Here is a 25922-nt window from a genome sequence, read left to right on the forward strand (position 1 = left end):
GCGGAGGCTCCGGTGCGTCACTTCTCGGGCCGGACCACCAGCCCGACGCCGCCGCCGCGCCGCACCGGTTCGGCGACCGCGGTCATCCGGCCGGAGGGGTCGACCTCGATGGCGGCCACTGCCCCGATCTGCGCGGCCGAGGTGAAGGTGTCGCCCGAGGGGACCAGCTGCTGGCCGAAGGGAGCGAGGTCGTCGGCGTACGCCTCGATGAACTCGGGCTCGGCGGAGGTCGTCGCGCCGTTGCGCTGGGAGGCGCGGGGCGCTGCCACCGCCTCGGGGAGCGTCATGCCGAGGTCGATGCGGTTGACCAGGGTCTGCAGGACCGTCGTGATGATCGTCGATCCGCCCGGCGAGCCGACGACGAACCGCACGTCCCCGCCGTCGAGCACGATCGTCGGCGACATCGACGAGCGCGGGCGCTTGCCCGGCTCGATCCGGTTCGGGTCCCCGTCGACGAAGGTGGGGGAGAAGTCGGTCATCTCGTTGTTGAGGAGGAAGCCGCGGCCGGGGACGGTCATCGCCGAGCCGCCGGTCTGCTCGATCGTCAGCGTGTAGGAGGCGGCGTTGCCCCACTTGTCGACGACCGAGAGGTGGGTCGTGGAGATGTTCTCGGTGTCCGACTCCTCCGCGGCGGGGGCGGTCGCGCATCCGGAGCCGTCGAGAGCGCCGGGCGCGACCGGGCGGACGGAGGCGGTCGCCGGGTCGATCGTGCAGTCCCGCGAGTCCGCGAACTCCTGGCTGAGGAGCGTCTCGGTGGGCACGTCGACGAAGGCCGGGTCGCCGACGTAGGCGCCGCGGTCGGCGAAGGCGCGGGCGGACGCCTCGAGGTAGAGGTGCAGGGCGCTGCCCGTGTCCTCGGCCGCGAGGTCGTGGTTCTCGAGGATGTTGAGGGCCTCGCCGACCGCGATCCCGCCGGAGGAGGAGGGCGCCATGCCGTAGACGTCGAGTCCGCGGTAGGAGACGCGGGTCGGCGCCTGCTCGGCGACCGAGTACGCCGCGAGGTCGGCGGCGGTCATCGTGCCGGCCGGGGCGGGGAGGTCCGACCCCTCGGCGATCCGCGGGTTCTGGACCGTGTCGGCGATCTCGGCGGCCAGCGCGCCCTCGTAGAACGCGTCCGGCCCGTGGACGGCGATGGAGGTCAGCGTCTTCGCGAGGTCGAGGTTGCGGAAGGTGCTGCCCACCTTCGGCGCGTCCCCACCGGGGAGGAAGAGCTCGGCCGTGTCGGGGAACGCCCGGAACCGCTCGAGGTTGTCGAGCGTCTGGTTGCGGAAGGTCTCGTCCACCCGGAAGCCCTTCGCCGCGAGCGCGATCGAGGGCGCCAGCACGACGGGGAGCGGCAGGGTGCCGAAGCGGTCGACCGCGGTGTCCCAGGTCGCCACGGTGCCGGGCACGCCGACCGCGACGCCGGAGGAGACGAGGTCCGGGGTGAACGGGTACGGGGCTCCGGTCGCGGGGTCGAGGAACGCGTCCGAGGTGATGCCGGCCGGCGCTGTCTCGCGTCCGTCGATGGTGCTGACCTCGCCGGAGGCCTTGTCGAAGTAGACGAAGTACCCGCCTCCGCCGATGCCGGCGCTGTAGGGCTCACTCACGCCGAGGGCGGCGGCCGTGGCGACAGCGGCGTCAGCTGCGTTGCCGCCGCGCTTCAGCACCTCCATGCCCACGCGGCTCGCGTTCGCGTCGACGCTCGAGACCGCTCCGCCGTAGCCCACCTGCGTCGAGGGCGAGATGAGGGGTCCGCCGAGGAAGTCGCGGATCTTCTCGGGCGTGAGCCCGCTGTCCTTCAGGTATCCGGAGACGGGCCTGTCGAGAGCGGACGCCGGTGCGGCACCCGCCACTCCCACTGCGACGACCGCGACCATTGCGATCGCGATCCTGCGGAGCACGGGTGTCGTGGCCATGGCGTTCCTCCATCGGAACTCTGTGGTGCGCGGTCGGCGATGCCGGTCCCCCCAACCTAGGGGCGGGGTGGGGGTGCGGGGTAGGGGGTGTGTGGCGGGCTCCACGATCGGTAGGCCTGCCCTTGACGCGTGCCGGACCGGATCGTGGGGTGCCCCTGAGCGGGGCCGCTGTCTCTATCCGTCCGGCCGCCGCTCTTGACACACGAGCGAAGTAAGTGTTCGATCAGTCACATGCCTTCTCCCTCCACCCGCTCCACCGCCGAGGCGCAGCGCGAGCGGATCACCGCGGCGGCGCTCCACGTCTTCGCGCGCACCGGCTACGCCGCGACTCCGATCACCGAGGTCGCCGCCGAGGCCGGCGTCTCGCCCGCCTACGTCTTCCGCCTGTTCCCGGGCAAGCTCGGCGTCTTCGTCGCCGCGGTCGACCGCTGCTACGAGCAGGTGGCGTCCACGCTCGCGGCGGCGGGGGAGGCCTCGCCCTCCTCGGACCCGGCCGACCGGCTCGAGGCGATGACCGTCGCCTACATCGACCTGATCGCCGACCGCGACCTGATCATGCTGCAGTCGCAGGCGCAGAGCGCGTGCGACGTCCCCGAGATCCGCGAGGCGGTGCGCCGCGGGATCTCCGCGGTCGTCCGGACGGTCACCGTCGTCTCCGGAGCCGACGGCCCGGCCGTGCAGCGCTTCGTCGCCTACGGGCAGCTCTGCCACCTGATCGTGCAGACCGACCTCGGCGGCGTCGACTCCGAGTGGGCCCGCATCGTCTCCGACGGCATCCGGCACCGCGACTGAGTCCGCGGCCCTTCCCTCTCCCTCCTCTTCCTCCTCCTCTCCGTCACCCTCTTCTTCATGTCCGTCGTTGTGACTGTCCAGTCACTCACCACAACCTCCAGGAGCCCCTCATGTCCACCACCCTTCCCCGCACCACCACCCGCGTCGTCCTCCCCGGGATCGTCGAGCCGTCCGGGCTGCTCCTCGAGCAGGCACCGGTCGAGCCGCCCGCGGCCGGCGAGATGCTCGTCGCCGTCGAGGCCACCGGCATCTCGTTCGCCGAGCAGTCGATGCGCCGCGGCCGCTACTTCGCCCAGCCGCCGTTCCCCTTCACGCCCGGCTACGACCTCGTCGGCCGGGTCCTCGCGGTCGGCCCCGGCGGCGACGCGTCGCTCGAGGGCCGCCGGGTCGCCGCCCTCACCAAGACCGGCGGTTGGACGGGTCACGCCCGCGTCGCCGCCCGCGACTGCGTTCTCGTCCCCGACGGAGTCGCGTCCGAGGACGCCGAGGCCGTCGTGGTCAACGGAGTGACGGCGTGGCAGATGCTGCACCGCTCGGCCCGGGTCTCCCGCGGCGACACGATCCTCCTGTTCGGCGCGAACGGCGGAGTCGGCGGCCTCGTGCACCGCCTCGCCCGCCTCGAGGGGATCCGCGTGATCGGCGCCGCCTCGCCCCGCCACCACGAGGCCCTCCGAGCGGCCGGAGTGGAGCCCGTCGACTACGCCGATCCCGACCTCGCCGCCCGCGTGCGCGAGCTCGCTCCCGGCGGAGTGCAGGCCGTCTTCGACAACGTCGGCGGAGCGACGACCCGGCTGGCGTGGTCGCTGCTCGCGCCCGGCGGCACCCTCGTCGCCTACGCGATCGTCAGCGCAAGCACCGGGAGGATCTGGCCCCCGTTCCTCCGCCAGCTCGCACGGATCCAGGCCTACCAGCTGGCCCCCAACGGCCGGCGCGCGGTCTTCTACGACCTCTGGGCGGGCCACTCGATGCGCCCCGCGCGCTTCCGTGCGCGGCTCGAGGAGGACCTCGGCCGCGTGCTCGGACTCCTCGCCGACGGCTCGCTGACGGCCAACATCGCCGCCCGCTTCCCGCTCACCGGGATCGTCGAGGCGATGGAGCTCGCCGAGTCCCGGACGCTCGACGGCAAGGTGATCCTGCTGCCGTGAGCGGGGTGCGTCCGGGCGGAGGGTGATTCCGGTGCGGAGGCGCCTGGGCGGCGAGCAGAGGAGAATGGCGCGGTGGACACGGGACTGGTCGAGGTGCTGAAGGCGCTGGGCAATCCCACGCGACTGCAGATCATGGAGTGGCTCCGCTCTCCCGAGGCGTCGTTCAGCGAGTTCGAGCCGATCGCCGACCGCGCCGAGTTCGGGGTCTGCGTCACCCATCTCGCCGCGAAGAGCGGTCTCGCGCAGTCGACCATCTCGTCGTACATGGGATCCCTGGAACGCGCGGGCCTCGTCCGCTCGACGCGCGTGGGGAAGTACACCCACTACCGGAGGAGCGACGCCGACGTCGACGGGCTCCTGAAGCGGCTCGGAGCGTCGATCTAGCGACGTATCGCGAATCGTCGATATGATCGGCCGCATGACCGATGCTTCCGAGACCGCTCCCGCTCGCCGCGCTCTGCTCGTCCATGCCCATCCCGAGGAGCGGTCCTTCTCCTCGGCGCAGGCGGACGCGGTCCTCGAGCAGCTGAGGGCCGACGGCATGGAGGTCCGCCGGCTCGACCTGTACGCCGAGGGTCGGGACCCGGTGCTGCACCGCGACCAGTTCGCGGCCGGCTCCGGCTACTTCAAGCCGCAGGCGCAGCAGATGACCGCGGTCCTCGAGAAGACGCTCGGGGAGCCCGTCACGAGCGATCTCGACGAGCTGCTGCAGGCGGATCTCCTGGTGCTCTCGTTCCCCCTGTGGTGGTTCTCGATGCCGGCGATCATGAAGGGCTGGATCGACCGGGTCTTCGTGATGGGCGCGACGTTCGGAGGCGAGCACGGCGTCTTCGCCGAGGGCGGCCTGCGCGGCAGGAGCGCGATGCTCCTGCTGACGACGGGCGGCGGCGAGGCGGCCTTCGCGCCCGGCGCCGCCGACGGCTACGGCGACCTGCAGTCGTTCCTCTTCCACATCCATCGCGGGATGCTCGAGTTCGTCGGGTACGACGTCCTGCCCCCGGTGGTCACCTACGGTCCCGCCCGCCTCGACGCGGCCGGACGCGAGGAGGCCCTGCAACGGGCTCGAGCGCGGGCGTCCGCATCGACGGCCCGGCTGCGCGGCGCCTAGCATCCGTCGCGCGCCCTGCAGGAGTCAGCTGCCCGCTCGAAGCGCCGCCACGAGCTGATGCAGTTCGGACGCGTGGTCCCGCTTCCACTCGCGGAACGCCGGAGTCGTGCTCGAAACCTCGGATACGGGGACGTACTCCACGACGGCCACGTCGAGGACGGTGGCGAGCACGTCGTCGTCCGGCTCCGTCGACGTGCCGGCGACGCCGACCGTCGCGGTGTGATCGATGCCTGCTCCGGAGAGGGTGATCCTCCACAGCTGGATCGGGCCGTCGGGAGTCCGGGTCGCATCATCGGTCCTCGAGTGGACGACCTCGATGACGACTCCGCCCACCCTGCGCTGCATGGCCCGAGCGTACTCAGCGGATCCGCGCGCGGCCGAGCGTCTCGGGCGGCCGACCGCCGATGCCGCGCCGGGGCCCCGATGGCCGTCCGGTCGCGACGCCTCCCCTGCGATCATTGCCCTCGCACTCGACGCTCTTCGGAAAGGCTGGACATGGCAGAGAACCGATCGTGGACGGGATGCGTGTTCATCGGCACGAGTCTCGACGGCTTCATCGCGCGACCGGGCGGAGACCTCGACTGGCTCACCGATCCCGCCCCGCGACCTCACACCGCGGAGGCGACGGCCCACCCCGCGCTCATCTGGGAGACGTTCTTCCCGACGATCGACACCCTCGTCATGGGGCGCTCCACCTACGAGACGGTCCTCGGCTTCGACGCCTCGCCGTTCGAGGGGAAGCGGGTCGTCGTGCTGAGCACCACGATCGAGGCGGACGGCAGAGTGGAGGTGGCTCACTCCGTCGAGGAGGCGGCGCTGCTGCTCGACGCCGGAGCGGCAGAGCGCGTCTACATCGACGGAGGCCGCACCATCCAGGCGTTCCTGAGGGCGGGCCTCGTCGACGAGCTGACCGTCTCGATCGCTCCCGTGCTGATCGGACAGGGTCACCGCCTCTTCGGCGACCTCACCGGCGACGTGCTCCTCACTCTCCGAGGCCATCACAGCAGCGAGGGGGACGGGCTCCTCCGGGTCACCTACGACGTGCGACCCCGCTAGCTCGACGGCGTCCGCCTCCCGGCCGCGCTCAGTCCCGCGACCGGCTCGCGTGCGCGCGGGCCTTCATCCGGTTGCCGCAGGTCGCCATCGAGCACCACTTGGCGGTGCCGGGGCGGCTGCGGTCGAGGAGGAAGAGGTTGCACTCGTCGTTCGCGCAGGCGCGGAGCCGCCCGGGGAACCGGGCGTTCACAGCGGACCAGGCGAGGACCGACTGCACCGCGAGGCGATCCGGCTCGGGAGCGCTCAGCTCCCACACGACGCCCTCACCGGTGATGCGCGGGGTGCGAACGGCGCGCGCGACCAGGTCCGCGAGCTCCGTGACGGCCGCGGGCGCGTCCGAGCGCACGACGGCCTGGAGCGCGTCGCGGGCGCGGCGCAGCCGCTCGAGCTCGTCCTCGGTGCCGACTCCGCCCCACCGCCGGGCGAGCTCGCGACCGGACGCGTCGCCGAGGTCGTCCGTCGGCCGTCCGTCCACCACCGGCGCGCTGTTCAGCACCGCCAGGAGCAGCTCCTCGTCCCGATCCATCGTTCCCCGTTCTCCCGCCGTGCGGCCCGTTCGATCCATGCTAGCGTCCGGCTAACCGGTAAATCTATTGTAAGGGGTTAGTCATGGTCGTCGTCCATCACCGCACCGTGTCCGTCGACGGACTCGACGTCTTCTGGCGGGAGGCCGGGCCCGTCGACGCGCCCGTCCTCCTGCTGCTGCACGGGTACCCGAGCAGCTCGCACATGGTCCGCCACCTCCTCCCCGCCCTCGCCGGCCACTACCGCGTCATCGCCCCCGACCACATCGGCTTCGGGCGCTCGTCCGCGCCCTCCGTCGACGACTTCGACTACACGTTCGCGGCCCTGACCGCGGTGACCGGCCGCTTCCTCGAGACCATCGGGGTGACCCGGTACACGATCTACGTCCAGGACTACGGCGCCCCCGTCGGCTGGCGCCTCGCCCTCACCGATCCGTCCGCGGTCGTCGGCGTGATCTCGCAGAACGGCAACGCCTACGAGCAGGGCTTCGTGCCCGGCTTCTGGGACCCGATCTGGGCCGACGCCGCCGAGCGGACCGACGAGACGCGCGACGCCCTCCGGCCGGCTCTCGGCCGGGAGGCCGTCGAATGGCAGTACACCCACGGTGTCCCCGACACCACCACCGTCGATCCGGACGCCTGGGAGCACGACCTCGCGCTCCTCGCCCGCCCCGGCCAGGACGACGTGCAGCTGGCGCTCTTCCGCGACTACGCCACCAACCGCGAGCTCTACCCCGCCGTGCAGGCGTGGATCCGCGAGTCCGGAGTCCCCGTCCTCGCCGTCTGGGGCCGGAACGACGAGATCTTCGCCCCCGCCGGCGCCCAGGCCTTCCTCCGCGACGCGCCCCACGCGCGCATCGAGCTCGTCGACGGCGGGCACTTCCTGCTCGAGTCCCACCTCGACCGCGTCGTCAGCGCGATCACGGACTGGCTCGGCCGCGAGTGACGGTCCCGTGAGCCGGGCGGGCCCGCTGGTTCGGCCTCGCGGGAGCGGCCACGGACGCCTGCTCCTGCTGCCGGCAACCGCGCCGACGTCGGCGCAGCCGGGTCGCGATCCCGACCCGCTGCGCCCGGCGAGCCCCTCCTGCCCGGCGCCCCTCAGCGGCTGAGGAGGGCGACGAGGTCGGTCGCGATGCGGTGCTCGACGTCGGCCGGGACGGGCTGCACGGCGGCGTCGAGGTCCGCGGTGACGACAGCGGCGAGGCTCCGGGCCTGCAGGGTCAGGCCGAGGTCCATCGCCTGGATCGGATTCCCTCCGGCCGCGGTGAGGTTGATCATCCGGCCGTTCTCGAGGCGGACGATCCGCTTGCCGTTCTTCAGGCGGATGCCCTGCCGGCGCTGTCCGTCGGCGAACTCGGTGGTCGACTCCGTGGCGGCCGCGAGGGCGTCCTCGTCGATCTCCCACGGGAAGTGGCCGACGCCCGCGATCACGGCGCCGTCGGCGAACGCGTCGATCTCCGCGGCGCCGATGACGCCGGGTGCGCCGGTGGCGGTGAAGACGAACTGCGCGTCCGAGAGGACGTCGGCGACGGGTCCGACGCGGTGGCCGCGGAGGATCGCCTGCAGCGAGCGGATCGGGTCGACGTCGGCGACGGAGACCCGCGCTCCGAGCTGCGCGAGGGTGTCGGCGACTCCGCGTCCGCACGGGCCGTAGCCGATGACCGCGGCGCGCGTGCCGGGGATCATCAGGTTCGTGGCGTTCATGAAGCCCTGGACGACGCTCTGGCCGACCCCGTACTCGTTCTCGACGATCAGCTTGAGGGGGGAGTCGTTGATGACGACGACCGGTCGCGGGAGGGTCGCGCTGTTCTCCCGCAGGCGGATGCCGCCGGTGGTGGTCTCCTCGGTGCCGCCGAGGTAGTGGTCCGGGACGCCCGAATTGATCAGGCGCAGGGTGAGGTCGGCGCCGTTGTCGAGGGTGAGGTCGGGATCGTGCTCGAGCACCTTCTCGATGTTGCGGAGGTGCTCCGCCTCGCCGTCGCTCTGCTGCGTGTGCACGTGCACGCCGAGGGCGCGGAGGTCGTCGGCGACGTCGTCCTTCGTGGTTCCGGGCGAGCCCGTCAGAGCGATGTCCATCCCGGCCTCGACGAGGAGCGACACGAGGGCGGCGGTCTTGGGCTCGACGTGGAGGCAGATCGCCAGCTTCTTCCCGGAGAGCACCGGAGCGAGCTCCCGGACGGCCTGCGCGGTGAGGGGCATGTGGTCGAGCGCCCAGCGGCTCGCCGGGTGGGAGAGGGAGGAGGTCATGGCAGGTCCTGTCTGAGTGGGTACGTGGGGCGTCGAGTGGGGGCGTCGTGTCGCCGGCGGCGCGGGAGTCGCGTCAGGGCGCTCGGCCCCCGGCGGGCTGCCGCCGCGCCCGGCGTCCCGCGTGCGTCGAGCGCGCTGCCCGGTACGGAAGGTCCTGAGGAGGCCGATCGCCGGGGACGGCCGCGAGAGGCAGCACTCGCCTGCTCTCTGCGAGATGGAGCCTGAGGTGCATCTCCTCACGCTGGGCCGAGGTCGGCACGGCGCGGATCGTCATCGGTGAGGACACCAGCCCAGTCTGTCGACCCGGACGAGCCCTCGCTCGGATGATCGTGCTCGGCGGCGGTACCCCGGGAGGGGGGCGACCTGTCGTGCGGTGACATCCCGCGCGGACCGACAGGCGCGCCGCGTCCGCTCACCCTCCGGTGACTGGGCGAGGGGCGTCGAAGAAGAGGTAGGACACGAAGTGGATCGCAACGGTGGCGGCGATGCCGGCGGCGGGCGTGATCCAGAAGCTCCTCAGGGGGGCGGAGAGGCGACGGACGACGATGAACGAGACGACGGGAGTGATGACGACGAGCACCCACGGAGCGAAGGCCGCCCATTGGACGGCCCGCCCGAGCGTCGACAGGTCGGACCACTCATCGACGGCCGGATAGTTCTCGGAGGCGTAGCTCAACAGTCCGAACGGGACCAGGTTGACGGCGACCACGAGGTGGACCAACGCGAGCACTCCGATCCGGAGGCGTGCACGAGCGAGGTCCAGTGCGCGAGTCGAGGAGGTCACGGGCGAAGGCTATCGGCGTCGCCGGGAGCACAGAAGGAGCGGTGGTCCTCGCTTTCGGCGGTCGCTGCGCTACAGCCGCGCGAAGAATCCAAGGCCCCCAAGGCGAGGGCGGCGCTGGTGAGCGCCACCGCTACCCTGACGCCATGCGCCGCATCCTCGACGACCCTCTTCGGAACCGCGTCCGCACCGGCTCTCCGTCCGTCGCGTCCGTCTGATGGAGCGGCGACGGGCGGACCGCTCGGAGCCGGTTCGCGAGTTCCGGCCCTCGAGGGCCCGGCAGAAGAACGAGTCGCGACGCCTGAGGCCCGTCGCCGTCCTCCCCGCGCTGGTCCTGCTGGCGGGGAGCGTCTGGGGAGTCGTGGTCGCCGACGACCGCGGTGCCGCGCTGGCCGTCTACCTCGGGCTGTTCGGCTTCGCCACCGTGGTGGCTCTGGTGATCGTCGGAGTGCTGGCGCTCCGCAACCGGCGGTTCCTCGCCAGCGCGTCGCTGCGGATCTCGGACCGGACGATCGAGTGCACGGACGCTCGAGGCAGGGTCGTGACCTTCGACCGCGCCGACCCGTCGGTGAAGGCGCTGCTCGCCTGGGTGCCCGCCGGCCCCAACAGTGAGGGGATCAACCTGCCCCCGTCGCTCATCCTGTTCCTGTCGGACGAGAGCCGGTCGCTGCGGCTCCGCGGGTCGGACTGGGAGATCGAGGATCTGCGAGCTGTCGTCGCCGCCGTGACGACGCCGCTCCTGCCGGCGGCGCGTGGCGTGCACACCGGTAGCCGGAGCGTGTGGGCGCGCCTGACCGGAGCCGCTCGTCGGCGGGAGACCGAGGCGCCGCCCGCCCCGGAGAAGACGCTCAGCCCCTCCGAGATCAACGAGCTGATCCCCGGCACGATGAGCTTCCGGGAGACCCGTCCGCTGACGTTCGCCCTCCTGATCGGGTTCGGCTCAGTGGCTCTCGTGCTGGGCGTCGTCGTCGGAGTCGCCTTCGCGGTGGTGCCCGGGTAGCGGTGGAGGTCGGTAGCCGCGCCGGGGACCGCTGGGCGGGAGACGCGGGCGACAGGCCCACGCTCCCGATCGGCGACCTCGCCGGGGCGATCCTGCCCGCGCCCTAGGCTCCACGCATGACACTCACCCAGGACTCCGGTTGGATCTGGTTCGGACTCGCGATCGTCACCGCCGGTCTGGCCGAGCAGAAGGGCCGCTCGCGCTGGCGCTGGTTCGTGCTGGGGCTGCTGCTCGGGCCGATCGCGACGGCCCTCGTCGTGCTGTGGGCGCGTCCCGAGGGCGGAGTGGCGACAGACGTGCGCTGGAACTTCGCGATCGGCGCCGGCGTCGCTGCGGCGGCGCTCGTCCTCGTCGCCGTGACCTCGGCCCTCTGGCTGCTGCTCATCCCGGCGGCGATCGCGGCGCTCGCCGCCGGGCTGCTCGCCTGGCTGAGCCGCCGCGTCCCCTATGAGCACCTGCCCCGCTGACGACCGCCGCCTGGTCGAGTACCGGAACTCGAGATCTCGCGGTCCGCAGCGTCCCGAAAGACCTGCCCGACGACAGGCCCGGTGACGGGGCCTCTCGCGGGACGTTCGAACGACTGATCCGCCGAGGACCCCGTGAACCTGAGTCGCCTCCCGTCTAGCGGAGACGGGAGCTCTCACCGTCGAGGTCGATGAGGTCCTGTCCGCCACTCGCCGCCGCCCCACCCAGCCGCACGTCCCCCTCCGGATACGCGTCGTGCGAGAAGCGCAGCCGCACCCCCGCCGCCTCCACACGCTCGAGCAACTCGGACGTCCGCTCGTGCGACCGCGCGTCGTCGCTGATGAACCGCGGCAGCCGGCGCAGGCGCCCGGACCAGCCGAGGAACTCCCGCCCCCATGCTGCGTCTCCGGCCACGAGCACGCGCCCCTCGACGAGCACCCCCAGGTGCCCGCGCGCATGCCCCGGGAGCGGCACCACGAGCAGCGACCCGTCGCCGAACAGGTCGAATCCGGTCAGCCCCGCGATCGTCGTCGCGGGCTGCTCGTCCGCCACGATCCCGGCCGCGAACCACGGCGGCAGCAGCGCGCGGAAGATCCCCTCGCGCACGCGGTTCCGCCGCACGGCGGCGACCTGGCCCGACGACAGCACGAACGTCGCGTCCGGGAACCAGCGCACGCCGCCCACGTGGTCCGGGTGCAGGTGCGTGAGCACCACGAACTCCACGTCGGCCGGGGTCAGGCCGAGGGCGAGCAGCCGCTGGTCGACGGTCTCGTCGTCCGGCACCGTCGCGGGCAGGATGCGCTCGTACAGCCGTCCGACGAGGCCCGTTCCGCGGAACGTCGGCGGGTAGCCCGTGTCCACGAGCACCCGTCGGCCGCTCGCGTGCGTGTAGAGGAAGACGTTCGAGGGGAAGACGCGGCGGGGGAGCCCCTTCCCGCGGAACACCCGGGACAGCGGGAAGACGGTGCTCCCGCACGCCATCACCTGCAGCGACGACTCAGCCACGCGTCCCCCTCAGGTGCTCGCCGACCCGGCGGATGCCCTCGGCCAGCGGCACGGTCGGCTCGTAGCCGAGCTCGGTCCGCGCCCGCGAGATGTTGAGGGTCTGCGCGTAGGCGAGGGTCGCCACGGTGTAGCGGGTGAACGGCGGCTCGCGGCCGGGCAGCAGCCGGTAGACCCGCTCCAGGATCTCGGCGAGCGCGGTCAGCACGCGCAGGTCCACCCGGATGAAGCGCGGCTCCTCGCCCATCGCGGCGAAGAAGCGCTCGAGGAGGTCGCCGAGCGGAGCGGGCTCGCCGTTGGTGATGTTGTAGACGCCGCCGTCGGCCACGGGAGCGTCGGCGGCGAGCACCAGCGCGTGCGCGGCGTTCTCGACGCAGGTGATGTCGACGGGGTTCCGGCCGCCGTCGAAGAGGGGGATGCCGCGGCGGCGACTGGCCGCGACGAAGCGGGGGAGGAGGCTGGGGTCGCCGACGCCGATCAGGCCGCGGGGGCGCAGGATCACCAGCTCGGGGATCCGGCCGGCGCGGTGCGCCTCCTGCAGCAGCCGCTCGGCCTCGATCTTGCTGCGGATGTAGAGGCTCATCCGGCTGCCGGTGTCGACCTCCTCCTCCCGCACCAGGTACTGGTGGCGCCGGGCGGAGTAGATGCTCGGCGACGAGACGAAGACGAACCGGCGGATCCCGCAGCGCTCGGCCAGCGCGATCATCGCCTCCGTCCCCGCGACGTTCGCGCGCTCGAACTCGCTCCACGTGCCCCACGGGCTCGAGAGCGCCGCTGCATGCACGAGCACGTCGGCCTCAACGGTCGTCGCGCCCAGCTCGGCGAGGTCGGCGCGGAGGACCGTGGCGCCCTCCTCCTCCAGCCGCGCCAGCGCCTCGGGGGCGCGACCGGTGGCGAGCACGTCGTCGCCCGCGGCCAGGAACTCGCGCACCGCGTAGCCGCCGAGGAAGCCCGTCGCCCCGGTGATCAGCACGCGGCGCCGGCGCTCAGCGGACATCGACGACCTCCAGCCCGCGCTTGCGGCCCCAGTACCAGAGCAGGATCCCCAGGTACCCGAGCGCCTTGCCCTTCCGGATCGACATCAGCACGACCGCGTCCTTGTCGAGCAGCGCCTCGCTCCGCCCGATCACCTGGCAGACCTTGAGGTGCAGCTCCAGGTCCTCGTCGGTGTCGTCGATGCTCGAGCGCGGGAAGCCGTCGACCTGGAGGTACAGCGCGGCGTCGATCGCGAGGTTGCAGCCGGCGGCCATGAACATCCGGTACCGCTGGCCGGGGCGGCGGTAGAAGACGGCCGGCGCGTGCTCCATCAGGCGGATCAGCGCGGTGCCGAGCACGCCGTCGTACCAGCGGTAGACGGCCTCGTCCCGTCGCGGGGACAGGCGGCCGCCGACGAAGCGGGCGCCGCCGCGGAGGTCGGCCTTGAGGCGCGCCACCCAGTCGGCGCTCGGCAGGCAGTCGGCGTCGGTGCGGGCGACGGCCGTCGCGCCCTCGGCGATCGCGTGGCGGAAGCCGGTGTCGGAGGCGGCTCCCGTGCCCTTCTGCGCCTCGTCGATCACGGCGACCTGCCGTTCCGGGCACCGGCGGCGGAACTCGTCGATCACGGCGCGCGAGCCGTCGGTGCTGCCGTTGTCGACGAGCAGGAGGGTGAAGTCCGGATCGGTCTGGCGGGCGAGCGCGTCGAGGGCGCCACCGAGCAGCTTCTCCTCGTCGAGGAAGGGCACGACCACCCAGAAACCGCGCGCGTCCATCCGTCCCCCGCTCCGGGACCATGGTGTCGGCGGGGGCCCGTGCCGTCAAACCGCGCCGACACGGCACGCAGAAGTGCAGAGGCGCGCTATACAGGGATTCGCTCCGCACGTCCCGGGGCAGGAAGGGGCCCGCGTGCCCGACCTCCTCCCGCTCCGCATCCTCGGCACGGGCGAAGCGCTGCCCGAGCGGATCGTCACGACCGCCGAGGTCGCCGCGCTCGGCGGCCTGCCCGCCGACGAGGCCGAGCGCCGCTCCGGCGTGCGCACCCGCCACTGGGTCACCGACGACGAGGACCCGCTGGAGCTCGGCCTGCTCGCCGCCCGCCGGGCGCTCGCGGCGGCCGGGCTCGACACGGTCGACGTGGTGCTCAACGCCTCGGGCACTCAGCTGCAGGCGATCCCGGACGGAGGCGCGCTGCTCGCGGCGGGCCTCGGCCTCGACGACGTCTCGGCGTACAGCGTCGGCGCCACCTGCCTGTCGTTCCTCTTCGCTCTGCAGGAGGCGGGGTTCCTCCTCGCCACGGGTCGCGCCGACACCGTGCTCATCGTCTCGACCGACTGCGGCAGCCGCGGCATCGACCCGGGCCAGCCCGAGAGCGCCCTGCTCTTCGGCGACGCGGCCGCCGCCGTCGTGATCGGCCGCGCCGAGACTCCGGGCCAGGGCCTGGTCACCACGCACTTCCGCACCCGCCCGAGCGGTGTGCGCCACGCGGAGCTGCGCGGCTTCGGCTCGCGGATCCGCATCGAGGAGGCGCCCGACCGGCTCGCCGACTTCCGCTTCGACATGCAGGGCAAGGCGCTGCTCGTCGACGCATTGCGGCACTTCCCGGCGTTCCTCGAGGAGGTGCGGCCCGGCCTCTCGACCGGGCTCCCCGGCATCGACCGCGTGGTCCCGCACCAGACCAGCGCCGCCGGGCTCGAGGGCATGGCCCGCCTCTGGGGTCGCGACCGGATGACGATCACACTCGGCGAGGTCGGCAACACGATCGGCAGCGCGATCCCGCTGGCCCTGCACCGCTCGCGCGTGCAGCCGGGGGAGTCGGTGCTGCTGGTGGGCACGGGCGCCGGCACCCACTACGGCGCGGTGGTCCTGCAGGCGTGAGAGGCAGCGCCTAGCCGAGGAGCGAGAGGGCCGAGAGCCCGAGGAACGGCGCCATCACCACGAGGCAGACCGCGGCGGAGCGACCGAACCCGTGGGAGGAGTCCCGCCCGCCGACCAGACGGGCGAGCAGCCCCGTGACCAGCGGCGGGAGCAGGAACAGCAGCAGCCACGGAGCCAGGACGTCCGCGGCCGGTGCCGTCCAGTCGGGCTGGTCGTCGCGGTCCAGCGGAGGGAGCCGCACGAGGAGGAACGCGGCCGTGAGGACGATCGCGGGGAGGACCGACAGGCAGGTGAGCGCGATCGCGGTGAACCTCGCCCCGTCGTCCCGGGAGTACCGGCCGCGGTCGGGGTCGGGCGCGGGCCCCCGATCGGTGTCCTCGTCCCAGCCCGGACTGCTGAATCGGATGCGTCCCATGAGGCGATCATGCCGTTCCGGAGCAGTGTCCCGTCCCGGCCGACGGAACCTCCGTCATCCCCGCCGCTCGACCAGCGCCTTCAGCGCGTCGCCAACGAACCGGGCGCCGGCGACTCCGCCGTAGTGCGCCGAGAACCGCTCGTCGTCGACGTACATCTCGCCGAGCCCGAGCAGGTACTCGTCGCTCGGGCCGCCGGTCGCGTCGCGGGGCGTGCCCGGCACCTCGGCGAGCCAGGCGCGGTGCCGCTCGGCCAGCGCGAGCGCCTCCTCCCCGGTCGGATCCGCCCCGCTCGCCGCCGCGGCGATCCACGCGTCGGCGAGGTCCGCCTGCCGCCGCTGCCACTGCTCGCGGTCCTCCGCGCTCATCGAGCGCCACCAGCGGTCGCCGTCGGCGTACGCCGGAGCACCCCAGCGGCGCTCCACCTCCTCGCGGTGCTCCCCGTGGTCGAACCCGTCGAACATCTCCTCGGCCATCGGCCCGTTCCCTTCTCTCATCGTGGTGATCGTCCCGGTGACCGCCCGGATGCGGCGGTCGAGCCGTCGGCGCTCCTCCTGGAGCACGTCGAGGTGCCGCTCGAGAGCGGCCACAGGCTCCGCGTCGCGCCGCAGGATCCGCCGGATCTCGGGCAGCCCGAGACCGAGGTCGCGCAGCAGCAGGATCCGCTGCAGCGTCACGAGCGCGGCGGCGTCGTAGTAGCGGTAGCCGTTCGCGCCCACCCGGCTTGCCGGGAGCAGTCCCTCGGCCCCGTAGTGCCGAAGCGTCCGGCTGGTCGTGCCGGCCAGCCGCGCCACCTCGTGCACGGTCCACTCCTGCTCCACAGTGCCCTCCGTCTCCGCGTCGCCGGGGACTCCGGTGGCGATGGAAGCGACGGTACGGGTTGACGCAGCGTCAACGTCAAGCGGCGCGGACGGATCCGCTAGCGGGCGCCGATCCTGCGCGTTCCCACCCGGAGGACCAGCTCGCTCACCGGCACCGCGGCGATCGAGCAGCAGGCGGCGGGCACCACGGTCAGCAGCGCGACGACGGCGTCCGTCCCGTCGCCCGCGTCGGTCCACGCCGCGATCGAGACCATGAGCCAGGCGATCGCGAGGATGCAGACCGTAGAAGCGGTTGAGAGGACCGGCCAGGGCGCGCGACCCCGTCCCGCGGAGTAGGGGAGCCCGCCGACGGCCGCCGTCACGGCGGCCGCCAGAAGCGCTCGGGCCAGCGGGAGGAGCAGCTCGCCGGGGTCCCGGCCGGTGTCGAGGGAGGACAGGGCGAACAGGACCGAGGTCGTCGCGAGCGAGAGGACCCCGGCGACGGCGACGAGCGTCAGCAGGGTCCGGATCAGGAGCCTCACCGGTCGCCCCCGGCGAGGAACGCGCCGCGCTCCTCCAGCAGCCGCCGCAGGTGCCGGTCGAGCACCAGCCGCTCCGCGATCCGCCCGAGGACGCCGAGCGGCGCGGAGTACTCGAGCCGATCGATCATCACGGAGCCGGAGCCGGAGCCGGAGCCGTCGGACTCGAAGCGGTGCTCGTGCCGGAAGGTCGCGAAGGGCCCGCGGGTCTGCTCGTCGACGAAGGAGTGCGGGGCGTCGAGCGCGGTGACGGTGCTGGTCAGCCGGAGCGGGACGCCGAAGTGCCGGGCGCTCCAGGTCACGTGCTCGCCCAGGCCGATCAGCCCGGTAGTCGTCCCGGAGACCGCGCGCTCGCGAGCGCCGGCCTGCGAGGCGGTGTGCAGGTCGATGTCGCGTGCCCGGTCGAACATCTCGGCGGCCGGGCGGGCGGAGCGGGTCACGACCTGGAGGAGCACGGTGTCGATCCTGCCCGCCGCGCCCGCAGCCGGCCGCGGACGCGCCGGTCCGCCCGCCTCACCAGCTCGTCACCACGGTCCGCGTGATCACCCACCCCTCGTCGCGGCGGACGAGGCGGCTCGTCAGCTGGAGCCGCCAGGTCGCGTGCAGGCGGCCGATGGTCGCCTCGGTGATGGTGCGGGAGGTGAGCACCGGGTGCGCGGCGCCGCCCGAGAGGGCGCTCTCGACGTGGTCGATCTCGTGGTACTCCTTGCGCGCCTCGTCGATGTCGGCGAGCCACTCCTCCCGCGACTGCACCAGGCCGGTCGGGTGCTCGATCACGAAGCGTTCGTCGAGCAGCGCCTCGAGCGCGGGCAGGTCCACCAGCTCCAGCGCGTCGAAGAGGGCGGCGTGCACCGCGGTCGGGCCGTCGTCCTCCAGCTCGTCGCCGATGCCGGCGGTCCCGTCGCCGCTCATGCCGGCGGTGCCGTCGTCGCGCGGCGGACGAGCTGCGTCGGCAGCTGCACGTGCAGCGAGCGCGGCTCGCGCCCGGCCATCAGGGCGATCAGCATCTCGGCGGCGGTCGCTCCGAGCGTCTGCATCGGCTGGCGGACGGTGGTCAGCGGCGGATCGAAGCGGGCGGCCTCGGGCACGTCGTCGAAGCCGATCACCGACAGGTCGTGAGGCACGGCGAGGCCCAGGTGCGCGGCGGTCTCGATGATCGCCAGCGCCGAGACGTCGTTGGCGGCGAAGACCGCGGTCGGCCGGTTGGGCAGCGACAGGAGCGAGGAGGCGGGCCGCCGGGCGGTGTCGCGGTGGTAGTTGCCCACCCGCAGCAGGCGCTCGTCGAAGGCGATGCCGGCCTCCGCCAGCGCCGCCCGGTAGCCGGCCTCGCGCAGCCTCGCCGAGCGCAGGTCGCCGCGGCCCGCGACGAATCCGATGCGGCGGTGCCCGAGGGCGACGAGGTGGCGGGTGGCGAGCAGGGCGCCGCCGAAGTTGTCGGACTCGACGGTCGGCAGGTCGGCACGGCCGGTGTGCGGGTCCACGGCGACGAGCGGGATGTCGGAGGGGGCGCTCACCACGCTCGGCGTCACCATGATCGCCCCGTCGATGAGGGTGCCGCTGAGCCGGCTGAGCGAGCGCCGCTCCCAGCCCTCCTGCTCGCCCTCGTGGGAGCCGGAGTAGGCGAGCAGGTCGAACCGCGACTCCGCCAGCACCGACCCCACGCCCTTCAGGATCTCGGCGCTGAACGGCTCGAACCCCGCGACGAGCACGCCGATCACGCCCGTGCGCCGGGAGCGCATGCTGCTCGCGACGAGGCTCGACTCGTAGCCGAGCTCGCGCACGACCTCGAGCACGCGGGTGGCGGTGGAGGGGGCGATGCCGTACCGGCCGTTCACGGCTTTGGACACCGTCGCCACCGAGACGCCGGCGGCAGCGGCGACGTCGTGGATGGTCGGTCGGGTGGTCATGTGGCCGACTGTAACCCGTGCTTCGAAAACCATTTCGAAAACGTTTGACCACTTTCGCAAGCACTGCGGACACTGACTCCACCCGCGAAGGCGGGAACCCCCACGGCGCCGGTGCACCAGGCGGCGCCCTCGATGAAGAGAACGGTTGGACGATGAAGTTCAGGAAGATCGCAGTGGCGACAGCAGCCCTGCTCGGCACGGTCGCGGCCCTCACCGGCTGCTCGGCCCAGGACTCGGGATCGAGCGACGGCACCGTCGCGATGACCCTCTGGCAGAACTCGACCACGGGCCCCGGCCAGGAGTTCTGGGACAAGACGATCGCGGACTTCGAGGCCGCGAACCCCGGAGTGACCATCGAGTCGCAGGCCATCCAGAACGAGGACCTCGACGGCAAGCTCCAGACGGCGCTCAACTCGGGCGACGCCCCCGACGTCTTCCTCCAGCGCGGAGGCGGCAAGCTCGCCGCCATGGTCGCGGGCGGACAGCTGAAGGACCTCACCGGCGGCATCTCGGACCAGGCGCGCAGCGAGATCCCCGAGGGCTCGTTCTCGGCGAACACGCTCGACGACAAGGTCTGGGCGATGCCGGTCGCCGTCCTCCCGGGCGGCCTGTTCTACAGCCAGGACCTCTTCACGGCGGCGGGAGTCACCGAGACGCCGAAGACCATCGACGAGCTCGACTCGGCGATCACGAAGATCAAGGGCAGCGGAGCCCAGGCCGTCGCGCTCGGCGCGAAGGACGCCTGGCCCGCCGCGCACTGGTACTACTTCTTCGCGCTGCGCGAGTGCAGCGCCGACACCATGGCCGAGGCGGCCGACACCAAGGACTTCTCGGACGACTGCTGGGTCCGCGCGGGCGAGGACCTGCAGGACTTCGCGGCGACCGAGCCGTTCAACGAGGGCTTCCTCACCACCGCCGCCCAGCAGGGCGCGGGCAGCTCGGCCGGACTCCTCGCCAACCACCAGGCGTCGATGGAGCTCATGGGCGCGTGGGACCCGGGCGTGATCGCCTCCCTCACCCCCGACGAGAAGCCGCTGCCCGACCTGGGCTGGTTCCCGTTCCCCGAGATCGACGGCGGCGACGGCGAGGCCGGCGCGATCATGGGCGGCGTCGACGGCTACTCCTGCTCCGCGGGCGCTCCCGACGAGTGCGTCGACTTCCTCAACTACCTGGCCACCTCCGACGTGCAGAAGGAGTACTACGCGGCCTTCAACGCGCCCCCGGTGAACACCGTGGCGCAGGAGGCGGTCACCGAGCCGTACCTGCAGCAGATCCTCGAGGCCTACAACTCGGCCCCGTACGTCTCGCAGTGGCTCGACACCGTCTACGGCCTCAACGTCGGCAACGCGCTGAACGTCGGAGTCGTCGACCTGCTGGCCGGCAAGAGCGACCCCGAGCAGCTGGTCGAGGCCGTCAACGCCGCCGCGGCGAAGGCCTAGCCACCATGGCACTCCGCGAGAGCCCGCTCCTCGGAGTGGATGAGCCCCGCGGGACCGCGCGCACCGGAGGCGTCACCTCGACGCCTCCGGTGCGCCGGCGCCGCCGCAGCGTGGGCTGGGCGGGGCGCTTCGAGATCGCGCTCCTGGTCGGCCCGGCGCTGATCGTCTTCCTCGCCTTCGTGATCTTCCCGGTCGTGATGGCGGCCTACTACGGCTTCTTCAGCTGGCAGGGCTACGGAGTGCCGACGGACTTCGTCGGCTTCCGCAACTACCTGACGATCCTGCAGGACCCCACCTTCCACGACGCCCTCGCGCACAACGGCATCATCGTGGTGCTCTCGCTCGTGCTCCAGGGGCCGGTCGCGATCCTCCTGGCGCTGCTGCTGAACCGCAAGCTGCGCGGGCAGTCGATCATCCGCGTCCTGATCTTCGTGCCGTACGTGATCTCGGAGGTCGTCGTCGGCACCGGCTGGAGCCTGATGCTCCAGACCAGCGGCGCGGTCAACGGCCTGCTCGAGAAGGTCGGCCTCGGCGCGCTGAAGCAGGACTGGCTCTCGGATCCGGCGATCGCGATCTGGACGCTGATGCTGATCATCACGTGGAAGTACATCGGCTTCGCCGTGATCCTCTTCCTCGCGGGTCTGCAGGGCATCCCCGAGGAGCTGTCCGAGGCCGCGGCCATCGACGGCGCCTCCTACTGGCAGGTGCAGCGGCGGATCACCCTGCCCCTGCTCGCGCCGACCCTGCGGATCTGGGCGTTCCTGTCGATCATCGGCGCACTGCAGCTGTTCGACCTCGTCTACATCATCTGGGGCCAGTACGTGTCCTCGACCGCGGGCACCTCGACCATGGCGATCTACCTGGTCACCAACGGCCGCAACGCCGGCAACTACGGGTACGGGAACGCCGTCGCGGTGGTCCTGTTCCTGATCTCGCTCGTGGTGGCGCTGCTCTACCAGCGCTTCGTGCTCCGGCGCGACACGGCGGGCGCACTGACGGGAGACAAGCGATGACCGGCACGACGATGACGGCCCCGCCGATCACTCCGGAGACCCCTCGGCCTCTCGCGGTGAAGCGGCGCCGGCAGCCCCTGGGCCGCGGCACCACGATCGCCTACGTCGTGGCGATCGTCGTGATCGCGCTGATGCTCGCCCCGGTGGCGTACATCATCCTCGGCGGCTTCCGCACGAACGCGCAGATCACCACCGACCCGGCGGGCCTGCCCTCGCCGTGGAACGTGCAGAACTACCTCGACGTGATCACCGGCGGCGTCTTCTGGCAGGAGGTCGGCAACTCCACCATCGCCGGCCTCGCGACGACGCTCGGCGTGGTCGTGCTCGGCCTGATGGCGAGCTACGTCCTGGCCCGCTACGACTTCACCGGACGCGGCGTGTTCTACGCGCTCTTCGCCGCCGGCCTGATGTTCCCGATGACCGTGGCGATCACTCCTCTCTACCTGGTGATCAAGAGCCTCGGCCTGATGAACTCGCTCGCCGGAGTGGTGCTGCCGCAGATCGCGTTCGGCCTGCCGACCACGATCATCATCCTGGTGCCGTTCCTCCGCGCGATCCCGGACGAGATCCAGGAGGCGGCCTTCATCGACGGCTGCAGCCGGATCGGCTTCTTCTTCCGGATGGTCGTGCGCCTGGCGATGCCCGGCGTGATCACCACGGGGATCCTCGCGTTCATCGCGAGCTGGAACAGCTACCTGCTGCCCCTGTTCATCCTCAACAACGAGTCCACCTTCACGCTCCCGCTCGGAGTGCAGGCGTTCTCGTCGCAGTACTCGGTCGACACGGCGAAGGTGCTCGCCTTCGTCTCGCTGTCGATGATCCCGGCGCTGATCTTCTTCAGCGTCTTCGAGCGCCGCATCGTCGGCGGGCTGACGGGGGCGGTGAAGGGATGAGCGGATCGCTCCGCCCGTCCGCCGCGTCCCCCGTCCCGTCCGCACCCGTCGCCCCACCCGCAGAGAGGGTCGCACCGTGACCGCACCGCACGCACCAGAGGACCCCCAGGCCCCGTCCGCCCGCACCACCGAGCTGCTGGGCCGGATGACGCTGGAGGAGAAGCTCTCCCAGCTGGTCGGCTACTGGGTCGACCAGGGCGGCGAGGTCGTCGCCCCGCTCGCCGGCGAGATGGCCACCTCGACCGGGTACGCCGAGGCGACCCGCGAGGGGATCGGCCAGCTGACCCGCGTCTACGGCACGCGCCCCGTCGATCCGCTCGAGCGCGCTCAGTGGCTGTGGGCGGAGCAGCGCCGGCTCGTCGAGGAGACGCGGCTGGGCATCCCGGCGATCGTCCACGAGGAGTGCCTGACCGGGCTCGCCGCCTGGCAGGCCGCGACGTTCCCGACTCCGCTCGCCTGGGGCGCCTCCTTCGACCCGGAGCTCGTGGCCGAGCTCGGCGCTGTGATCGGCGGCTCGATGCGCGAGCTCGGGATCCATCAGGGCCTGGCGCCCGTGCTCGACGTGATCCGCGACCCCCGCTGGGGCCGGGTCGACGAGTGCATCGCCGAGGACCCGTACGTCGTCGGCACGATCGGGACCGCGTACGTGCAGGGGCTGCAGTCCACCGGCGTCGACGCGACGCTGAAGCACTTCATCGGCTACTCCGCCTCCCGCGGCGGCCGCAACCACGCGCCGGTGCACGCCGGACCGCGCGAGATCGCGGACGTGCTGCTGCCGCCGTTCGAGATGGCGATCCGCGACGGGGGCGCCCGCTCGGTGATGAACTCCTACGCCGAGATCGACGGGGACCCGGTCGGAGCGACGCCCGCCTACCTCACGGGCGTGCTGCGCGAGCGCTGGGGCTTCGACGGCGTGGTCGTCGCCGACTACTTCTCGGTCGCGTTCCTCCACCTCATGCACGCGGTCGCCGCCGATCTGGGCGAGGCGGCCGAGCTGGCGCTCGCCGCGGGGATCGACGTGGAGCTTCCCACGGGCGACGCGTTCCTCGCGCCGCTGGCCGCGCGGATCCGGGCCGGGGAGGCCGACGAGGCGCTCGTCGACCGGGCCGTGCTGCGGGTGCTCGCGCAGAAGGAGCGGCTCGGCCTGCTCGACGCGCGCTTCGACGACGCCCCCGAGTCGATCGACCTCGACTCGCCCGCCCACCGCGACATCGCCCGCCGGCTGGCCGAGGAGTCGGTGGTTCTGCTCGCGAACGACGGCGTCCTGCCGCTCGCTGCGCCGCGCCGCCTCGCGCTGATCGGCCCCAACGCCGACAGCGCGCCCGCGCTCATGGGCTGCTACTCCTTCGCCAACCACGTGCTGGCGCACCACCCGGGCGTGCCGCTGGGCTTCGAGATCCCGACGGTCGCCGACACGCTGGCCGGCGAGTTCGGCTCGGTCGAGCTGCTGCTCGCCGAGGGCTGCTCGGTCGAGGGCGACGACGCCTCCGGGATCGCCGAGGCGGTCCGGGCGGCCGCCGACTCCGACGTGGCGATCGTGGTCGTCGGCGACCGGGCGGGCCTGTTCGGCCGCGGCACGGTCGGCGAGGGCAACGACGTCGAGAGCCTCGAGCTCCCGGGCCGCCAGCGCGAGCTGGTCGAGGCCGTCGTGGCGACGGGGACCCCGGTCGTGCTCGTGCTGCTGACCGGCCGCCCCTACGCCGTGGGCTGGGCGCTCGACGGGCCGTCGGCTCCCGCCGCCGTGCTGCAGGCGTTCTTCCCGGGGGAGGAAGGCGCCGGCGCGATCGCGGGCGTCGTCTCGGGACGGGTCGACCCCTCCGGCCACCTGCCGGTCTCGCTGCCGCGCTCCGCCGGAGCGCAGCCGTTCTCGTACCTGCACCCGATCCTCGGCGGGCCGTCGGACGTGACCTCCGCCGACAGCACGCCGGTGCGCCCGTTCGGCCATGGGCTCTCGTACACGACCTTCGCCAGGACGGAGCTGGCGGTCGAGGAGTCCGCCCCGACGGACGGATCCTTCACGGCGACCGTGCGCGTCCGCAACACGGGCGAGCGGGCGGGCACCGACCTGGTGCAGCTGTACGCCCGCGACGTGTTCGCGAGCGTGACCCGGCCGGTGGCGCAGCTGCTCGGCTACGCGCGGGTCGCGCTCGAGCCCGGCGAGGAGGTGGAGGTCCGCTTCGAGGTCCCGGCCGCGCGCCTGGCCTTCACCGGACGCGAGGGCGTGCGGATCGTCGAGCCCGGCCGCGTCGAGCTGTGGGTGGGCCCGGACTGCGCGACGCGCGAGACGGAGGCGGCGCTCGAGCTGGTCGGCGCGGCCGCCGCTGTCGACGCCTCCTCGCAGCGCCTCGTCGGCACGCGGGTCCAGCGGGCGGGAGCGGGCGTCCCGGCCTGACCCGTGCACAACGCTGGAAGGATCGCTCCGGCGGGCCGTGGATCCGCGGATCCCGGTGCCCGCGGGGCGATCCTTCCTGCGGTCTGAGCACGGCGCGGCTCCGGTACCGCTCTGGCGCGGCTCGGACGGGCGCGGCAGGCTGGGGGGATGAGCGACGACGCGAAGCAGACCCTCCTCCGCTACCTGCAGGAGGGGCGCGACGCCCTGCTGCAGAAGCTCGACGGGCTCGACGAGTACGACGTGCGGCGGCCGCTGGTCTCGACGGGCACGAACCTGCTCGGCCTGGTGAAGCACGTGGCGGGCACCGAGGCGGGCTACCTCGGCGCCGTGTTCGGGCGGCCGTTCCCGGAGCCGATGCCGTGGATGGAGGACGAGTCGGAGCCGAACTCGGACATGTGGGCGACGGCCGACGAGTCACTGGCCGACGTCGTCGCGCTGTACCGCCGCGTATGGGCCCACTCCGACGCGACGGTCGCGGCCCTCCCGCTCGACGCTCCCGGGCAGGTCCCCTGGTGGACGAACCGCGACGTGACGCTGCACCGGATCCTCGTCCACATCACCGCGGAGACGCACCGGCACGCGGGCCACGCCGACATCGTCCGCGAGCTGATCGACGGGCGGGTCGGGCTCCGGACGCCCGGCGACAACCTCCCGCCGGTGCCGGAGGAGTGGTGGCCGGAGTACCGGGAGCGCCTCGAGTCGCTGGCGCGCGCCGTCCGCGACCGGGCCTGACGTGCCGGCGTCCGTCGGCATCGCGGTCACGCCGCCACGCGCGGCGCGGCTGCTCGACGACCTCGATCCCGCGACGGAGGCGGCGCTCGATGCAGCCCTGGGCGGTCGCGGTCGGGGCCGGGCCGCCCTGCAGCGGCGCCGCGACGGCGCGTCGCCGGAGGAGCGGAGGCAGCGGGCCGCGCTCGAGCGCCGGGCGTTCAGCGCGGAGGCGGACCCGGCGCTCGAGGAGCTGGCACTGCTGCGCGCGCAGCTCCGCGAGCGGGAGGAGGCGCTCGACGCCGCGGTCGCGGGACTGGCCGCGTCCGTCGGGCCCGCAGCGGCCCAGGGCCGGATCGGCCGCGGGACGACGAGCGGCCGGACCGGTGGGGACGAGACCGGCGAGACCACCGGAGGCGACGACGCCGACTCCCGCACCTCCGCCACGCCCCGCCCGCGCCGCCGCCTCGGGGTGATCGCCGCCCTCGTCGCCGTGCTCGGGCTCGCCGCCCTCGGCACGGCCGCCTCCGTCGCGCTGGCCCCTCGCCCGTCGCTGGAGGTCTTCACCGAGCCCTGGGCCGTCCCCGACGACGTCGCCACGCGCCCGCTGTCGACCCTCGCGAGCCTCCGCGTCTTCCACTGGGGGCCGACGCGCTACCTGGGCAGCATCGCCGGAGTCGACTACTTCGCCACCCTCAGCCTCGACTCCTTCTCGGCCGCGGAGCTCGCCGACGAGTCCGTCTGCCTCTACGGGCTCGCGCGCTCCGACGGCGACGTCGTCGTCACGGACTGCGCGGCGACCGCCGACTTCGTCGCGAGCGGCATGACCCTCTCGCCCGACGACTACCAGGGCGACGCGGGCGGCACCGGAGTCGCCTGGGGTCCGACCGGAGGGATCCGCTCGGCCGGCTGAGGCGGCTGGCCCGACTCCACCCGCCCCGCCCGCCGTC

Annotated in this window: 29 protein-coding genes; 15 read left to right on the forward strand and 14 right to left on the reverse strand. The window is 72.9% G+C overall.

The window, feature by feature from the left end; translation table 11 throughout:
• Positions 1-17: 17 nt before the first annotated feature.
• Positions 18-1898, reverse strand: a complete 1881-nt coding sequence (gene ggt, locus GTU71_RS13710) for a gamma-glutamyltransferase (RefSeq protein ID WP_208543590.1) — start codon at positions 1896-1898, stop codon at positions 18-20.
• Positions 1899-2129: 231 nt separating this feature from the next.
• Between ggt and GTU71_RS13715 the strand changes: the two genes are divergently transcribed.
• The 4 genes from GTU71_RS13715 to GTU71_RS13730 all read left to right on the forward strand — a co-directional run bounded on the left by GTU71_RS13715 (position 2130) and on the right by GTU71_RS13730 (position 4943).
• On the forward strand, positions 2130-2690 hold the full coding sequence (locus GTU71_RS13715; protein WP_104250436.1) for a TetR/AcrR family transcriptional regulator: 561 nt from the start codon (positions 2130-2132) through the stop codon (positions 2688-2690).
• Between the two features lie 110 nt (positions 2691-2800).
• Positions 2801-3835, forward strand: a complete 1035-nt coding sequence (locus GTU71_RS13720; protein WP_159940573.1) for a medium chain dehydrogenase/reductase family protein — start codon at positions 2801-2803, stop codon at positions 3833-3835.
• Positions 3836-3907: 72 nt separating this feature from the next.
• Complete coding sequence (locus GTU71_RS13725) at positions 3908-4219, forward strand: metalloregulator ArsR/SmtB family transcription factor (protein ID WP_244230566.1); 312 nt, start codon at positions 3908-3910, stop codon at positions 4217-4219.
• Positions 4220-4253: 34 nt separating this feature from the next.
• A complete protein-coding gene (locus GTU71_RS13730; RefSeq protein WP_159940575.1) occupies positions 4254-4943 on the forward strand; it encodes an NAD(P)H-dependent oxidoreductase in 690 nt (229 codons plus the stop codon).
• 24 nt (positions 4944-4967) lie between these two features.
• Here the strand turns inward: GTU71_RS13730 and GTU71_RS13735 are convergent, their stop codons facing one another.
• On the reverse strand, positions 4968-5288 hold the full coding sequence (locus GTU71_RS13735; protein ID WP_159940577.1) for a hypothetical protein: 321 nt from the start codon (positions 5286-5288) through the stop codon (positions 4968-4970).
• Positions 5289-5438: 150 nt separating this feature from the next.
• Between GTU71_RS13735 and GTU71_RS13740 the strand changes: the two genes are divergently transcribed.
• The gene (locus tag GTU71_RS13740; RefSeq protein ID WP_159940579.1) at positions 5439-5999 is read left to right on the forward strand and encodes a dihydrofolate reductase family protein; all 561 of its coding nucleotides are present in this window, start codon (positions 5439-5441) and stop codon (positions 5997-5999) included.
• Between the two features lie 28 nt (positions 6000-6027).
• Here the strand turns inward: GTU71_RS13740 and GTU71_RS13745 are convergent, their stop codons facing one another.
• Positions 6028-6525 (reverse strand): CGNR zinc finger domain-containing protein, encoded by a 498-nt coding sequence (locus tag GTU71_RS13745; protein ID WP_104282927.1) that lies wholly within the window; start codon positions 6523-6525, stop codon positions 6028-6030.
• Between the two features lie 83 nt (positions 6526-6608).
• On the opposite strand from GTU71_RS13745, the gene GTU71_RS13750 reads away from it, so the two are divergent.
• On the forward strand, positions 6609-7469 hold the full coding sequence (locus tag GTU71_RS13750) for an alpha/beta hydrolase (protein WP_159940581.1): 861 nt from the start codon (positions 6609-6611) through the stop codon (positions 7467-7469).
• A 152-nt stretch (positions 7470-7621) separates the two neighbouring features.
• On the opposite strand, the gene GTU71_RS13755 is transcribed toward GTU71_RS13750, so the two are convergent.
• Together GTU71_RS13755 and GTU71_RS13760 are read right to left on the reverse strand one after the other, a co-directional pair.
• Positions 7622-8770, reverse strand: coding sequence for an adenosylhomocysteinase (locus GTU71_RS13755; RefSeq protein WP_159940583.1), 1149 nt, complete (start codon positions 8768-8770; stop codon positions 7622-7624).
• 412 nt (positions 8771-9182) lie between these two features.
• A complete protein-coding gene (locus GTU71_RS13760; RefSeq protein ID WP_104224916.1) occupies positions 9183-9554 on the reverse strand; it encodes a hypothetical protein in 372 nt (123 codons plus the stop codon).
• Positions 9555-9768: 214 nt separating this feature from the next.
• Here GTU71_RS13760 and GTU71_RS13765 point away from each other — a divergent pair, with 214 nt between their 5' ends.
• Together GTU71_RS13765 and GTU71_RS13770 are read left to right on the forward strand one after the other, a co-directional pair.
• The gene (locus GTU71_RS13765) at positions 9769-10551 is read left to right on the forward strand and encodes a hypothetical protein (RefSeq protein ID WP_159940585.1); all 783 of its coding nucleotides are present in this window, start codon (positions 9769-9771) and stop codon (positions 10549-10551) included.
• Positions 10552-10667: 116 nt separating this feature from the next.
• Positions 10668-11018, forward strand: coding sequence for a hypothetical protein (locus GTU71_RS13770; protein WP_104226336.1), 351 nt, complete (start codon positions 10668-10670; stop codon positions 11016-11018).
• A 154-nt stretch (positions 11019-11172) separates the two neighbouring features.
• Here GTU71_RS13770 and GTU71_RS13775 read toward each other — a convergent pair whose 3' ends face one another.
• The 3 genes from GTU71_RS13775 to GTU71_RS13785 are packed head-to-tail and all read right to left on the reverse strand — an operon-like array spanning position 11173 to position 13766.
• Positions 11173-12021: an MBL fold metallo-hydrolase gene (locus tag GTU71_RS13775; protein ID WP_159940587.1), complete on the reverse strand. Its 849-nt coding sequence runs from the start codon at positions 12019-12021 to the stop codon at positions 11173-11175.
• A complete protein-coding gene (locus tag GTU71_RS13780; RefSeq protein WP_159940589.1) occupies positions 12014-13015 on the reverse strand; it encodes an NAD(P)-dependent oxidoreductase in 1002 nt (333 codons plus the stop codon). The genes GTU71_RS13775 and GTU71_RS13780 overlap by 8 nt, the downstream gene beginning before the upstream one ends.
• On the reverse strand, positions 13005-13766 hold the full coding sequence (locus GTU71_RS13785; protein ID WP_159940591.1) for a glycosyltransferase family 2 protein: 762 nt from the start codon (positions 13764-13766) through the stop codon (positions 13005-13007). The genes GTU71_RS13780 and GTU71_RS13785 overlap by 11 nt, the downstream gene beginning before the upstream one ends.
• Before the next feature lie 133 nt (positions 13767-13899).
• Between GTU71_RS13785 and GTU71_RS13790 the strand changes: the two genes are divergently transcribed.
• The gene (locus GTU71_RS13790; RefSeq protein WP_159940593.1) at positions 13900-14868 is read left to right on the forward strand and encodes a 3-oxoacyl-[acyl-carrier-protein] synthase III C-terminal domain-containing protein; all 969 of its coding nucleotides are present in this window, start codon (positions 13900-13902) and stop codon (positions 14866-14868) included.
• Between the two features lie 10 nt (positions 14869-14878).
• Here the strand turns inward: GTU71_RS13790 and GTU71_RS13795 are convergent, their stop codons facing one another.
• The 6 genes from GTU71_RS13795 to GTU71_RS13820 form a co-directional block, all read right to left on the reverse strand.
• Positions 14879-15283 (reverse strand): hypothetical protein, encoded by a 405-nt coding sequence (locus tag GTU71_RS13795; RefSeq protein WP_159940595.1) that lies wholly within the window; start codon positions 15281-15283, stop codon positions 14879-14881.
• 54 nt (positions 15284-15337) lie between these two features.
• Entirely contained in the window at positions 15338-16102 is a 765-nt protein-coding gene (locus tag GTU71_RS13800; protein ID WP_159940597.1) for a TipAS antibiotic-recognition domain-containing protein, read from the reverse strand.
• A gap of 98 nt (positions 16103-16200) precedes the next feature.
• A complete protein-coding gene (locus tag GTU71_RS13805) occupies positions 16201-16623 on the reverse strand; it encodes a hypothetical protein (protein WP_159940599.1) in 423 nt (140 codons plus the stop codon).
• On the reverse strand, positions 16620-17075 hold the full coding sequence (locus GTU71_RS13810; RefSeq protein ID WP_347877596.1) for an SRPBCC family protein: 456 nt from the start codon (positions 17073-17075) through the stop codon (positions 16620-16622). The genes GTU71_RS13805 and GTU71_RS13810 overlap by 4 nt, the downstream gene beginning before the upstream one ends.
• A 58-nt stretch (positions 17076-17133) precedes the next feature.
• Complete coding sequence (locus GTU71_RS13815; protein WP_104226345.1) at positions 17134-17532, reverse strand: nuclear transport factor 2 family protein; 399 nt, start codon at positions 17530-17532, stop codon at positions 17134-17136.
• Positions 17529-18527 carry a LacI family DNA-binding transcriptional regulator gene (locus GTU71_RS13820; RefSeq protein WP_159940601.1) on the reverse strand — a complete coding sequence of 333 codons (999 nt, stop codon included), beginning with the start codon at positions 18525-18527 and terminating at the stop codon, positions 17529-17531. The genes GTU71_RS13815 and GTU71_RS13820 overlap by 4 nt, the downstream gene beginning before the upstream one ends.
• 152 nt (positions 18528-18679) lie before the next feature.
• Here GTU71_RS13820 and GTU71_RS13825 point away from each other — a divergent pair, with 152 nt between their 5' ends.
• The 6 genes from GTU71_RS13825 (at position 18680) to GTU71_RS13850 (ending at position 25885) form a co-directional block, all read left to right on the forward strand.
• Positions 18680-19966: an extracellular solute-binding protein gene (locus tag GTU71_RS13825; protein ID WP_104350552.1), complete on the forward strand. Its 1287-nt coding sequence runs from the start codon at positions 18680-18682 to the stop codon at positions 19964-19966.
• A gap of 5 nt (positions 19967-19971) precedes the next feature.
• Complete coding sequence (locus GTU71_RS13830; protein WP_104226347.1) at positions 19972-20979, forward strand: sugar ABC transporter permease; 1008 nt, start codon at positions 19972-19974, stop codon at positions 20977-20979.
• Between the two features lie 11 nt (positions 20980-20990).
• Positions 20991-21872 carry a carbohydrate ABC transporter permease gene (locus GTU71_RS13835; RefSeq protein WP_181027256.1) on the forward strand — a complete coding sequence of 294 codons (882 nt, stop codon included), beginning with the start codon at positions 20991-20993 and terminating at the stop codon, positions 21870-21872.
• A gap of 145 nt (positions 21873-22017) precedes the next feature.
• Positions 22018-24264: a glycoside hydrolase family 3 N-terminal domain-containing protein gene (locus tag GTU71_RS13840; protein ID WP_159941275.1), complete on the forward strand. Its 2247-nt coding sequence runs from the start codon at positions 22018-22020 to the stop codon at positions 24262-24264.
• Positions 24265-24411: 147 nt separating this feature from the next.
• Complete coding sequence (locus GTU71_RS13845) at positions 24412-24996, forward strand: DinB family protein (protein ID WP_159940603.1); 585 nt, start codon at positions 24412-24414, stop codon at positions 24994-24996.
• A gap of 1 nt (position 24997) precedes the next feature.
• Positions 24998-25885: a hypothetical protein gene (locus GTU71_RS13850; RefSeq protein ID WP_159940605.1), complete on the forward strand. Its 888-nt coding sequence runs from the start codon at positions 24998-25000 to the stop codon at positions 25883-25885.
• Positions 25886-25922: the final 37 nt, after the last annotated feature.

This window comes from Rathayibacter sp. VKM Ac-2762, from assembly GCF_009866585.1.
Lineage (GTDB): Bacteria > Actinomycetota > Actinomycetes > Actinomycetales > Microbacteriaceae > Rathayibacter.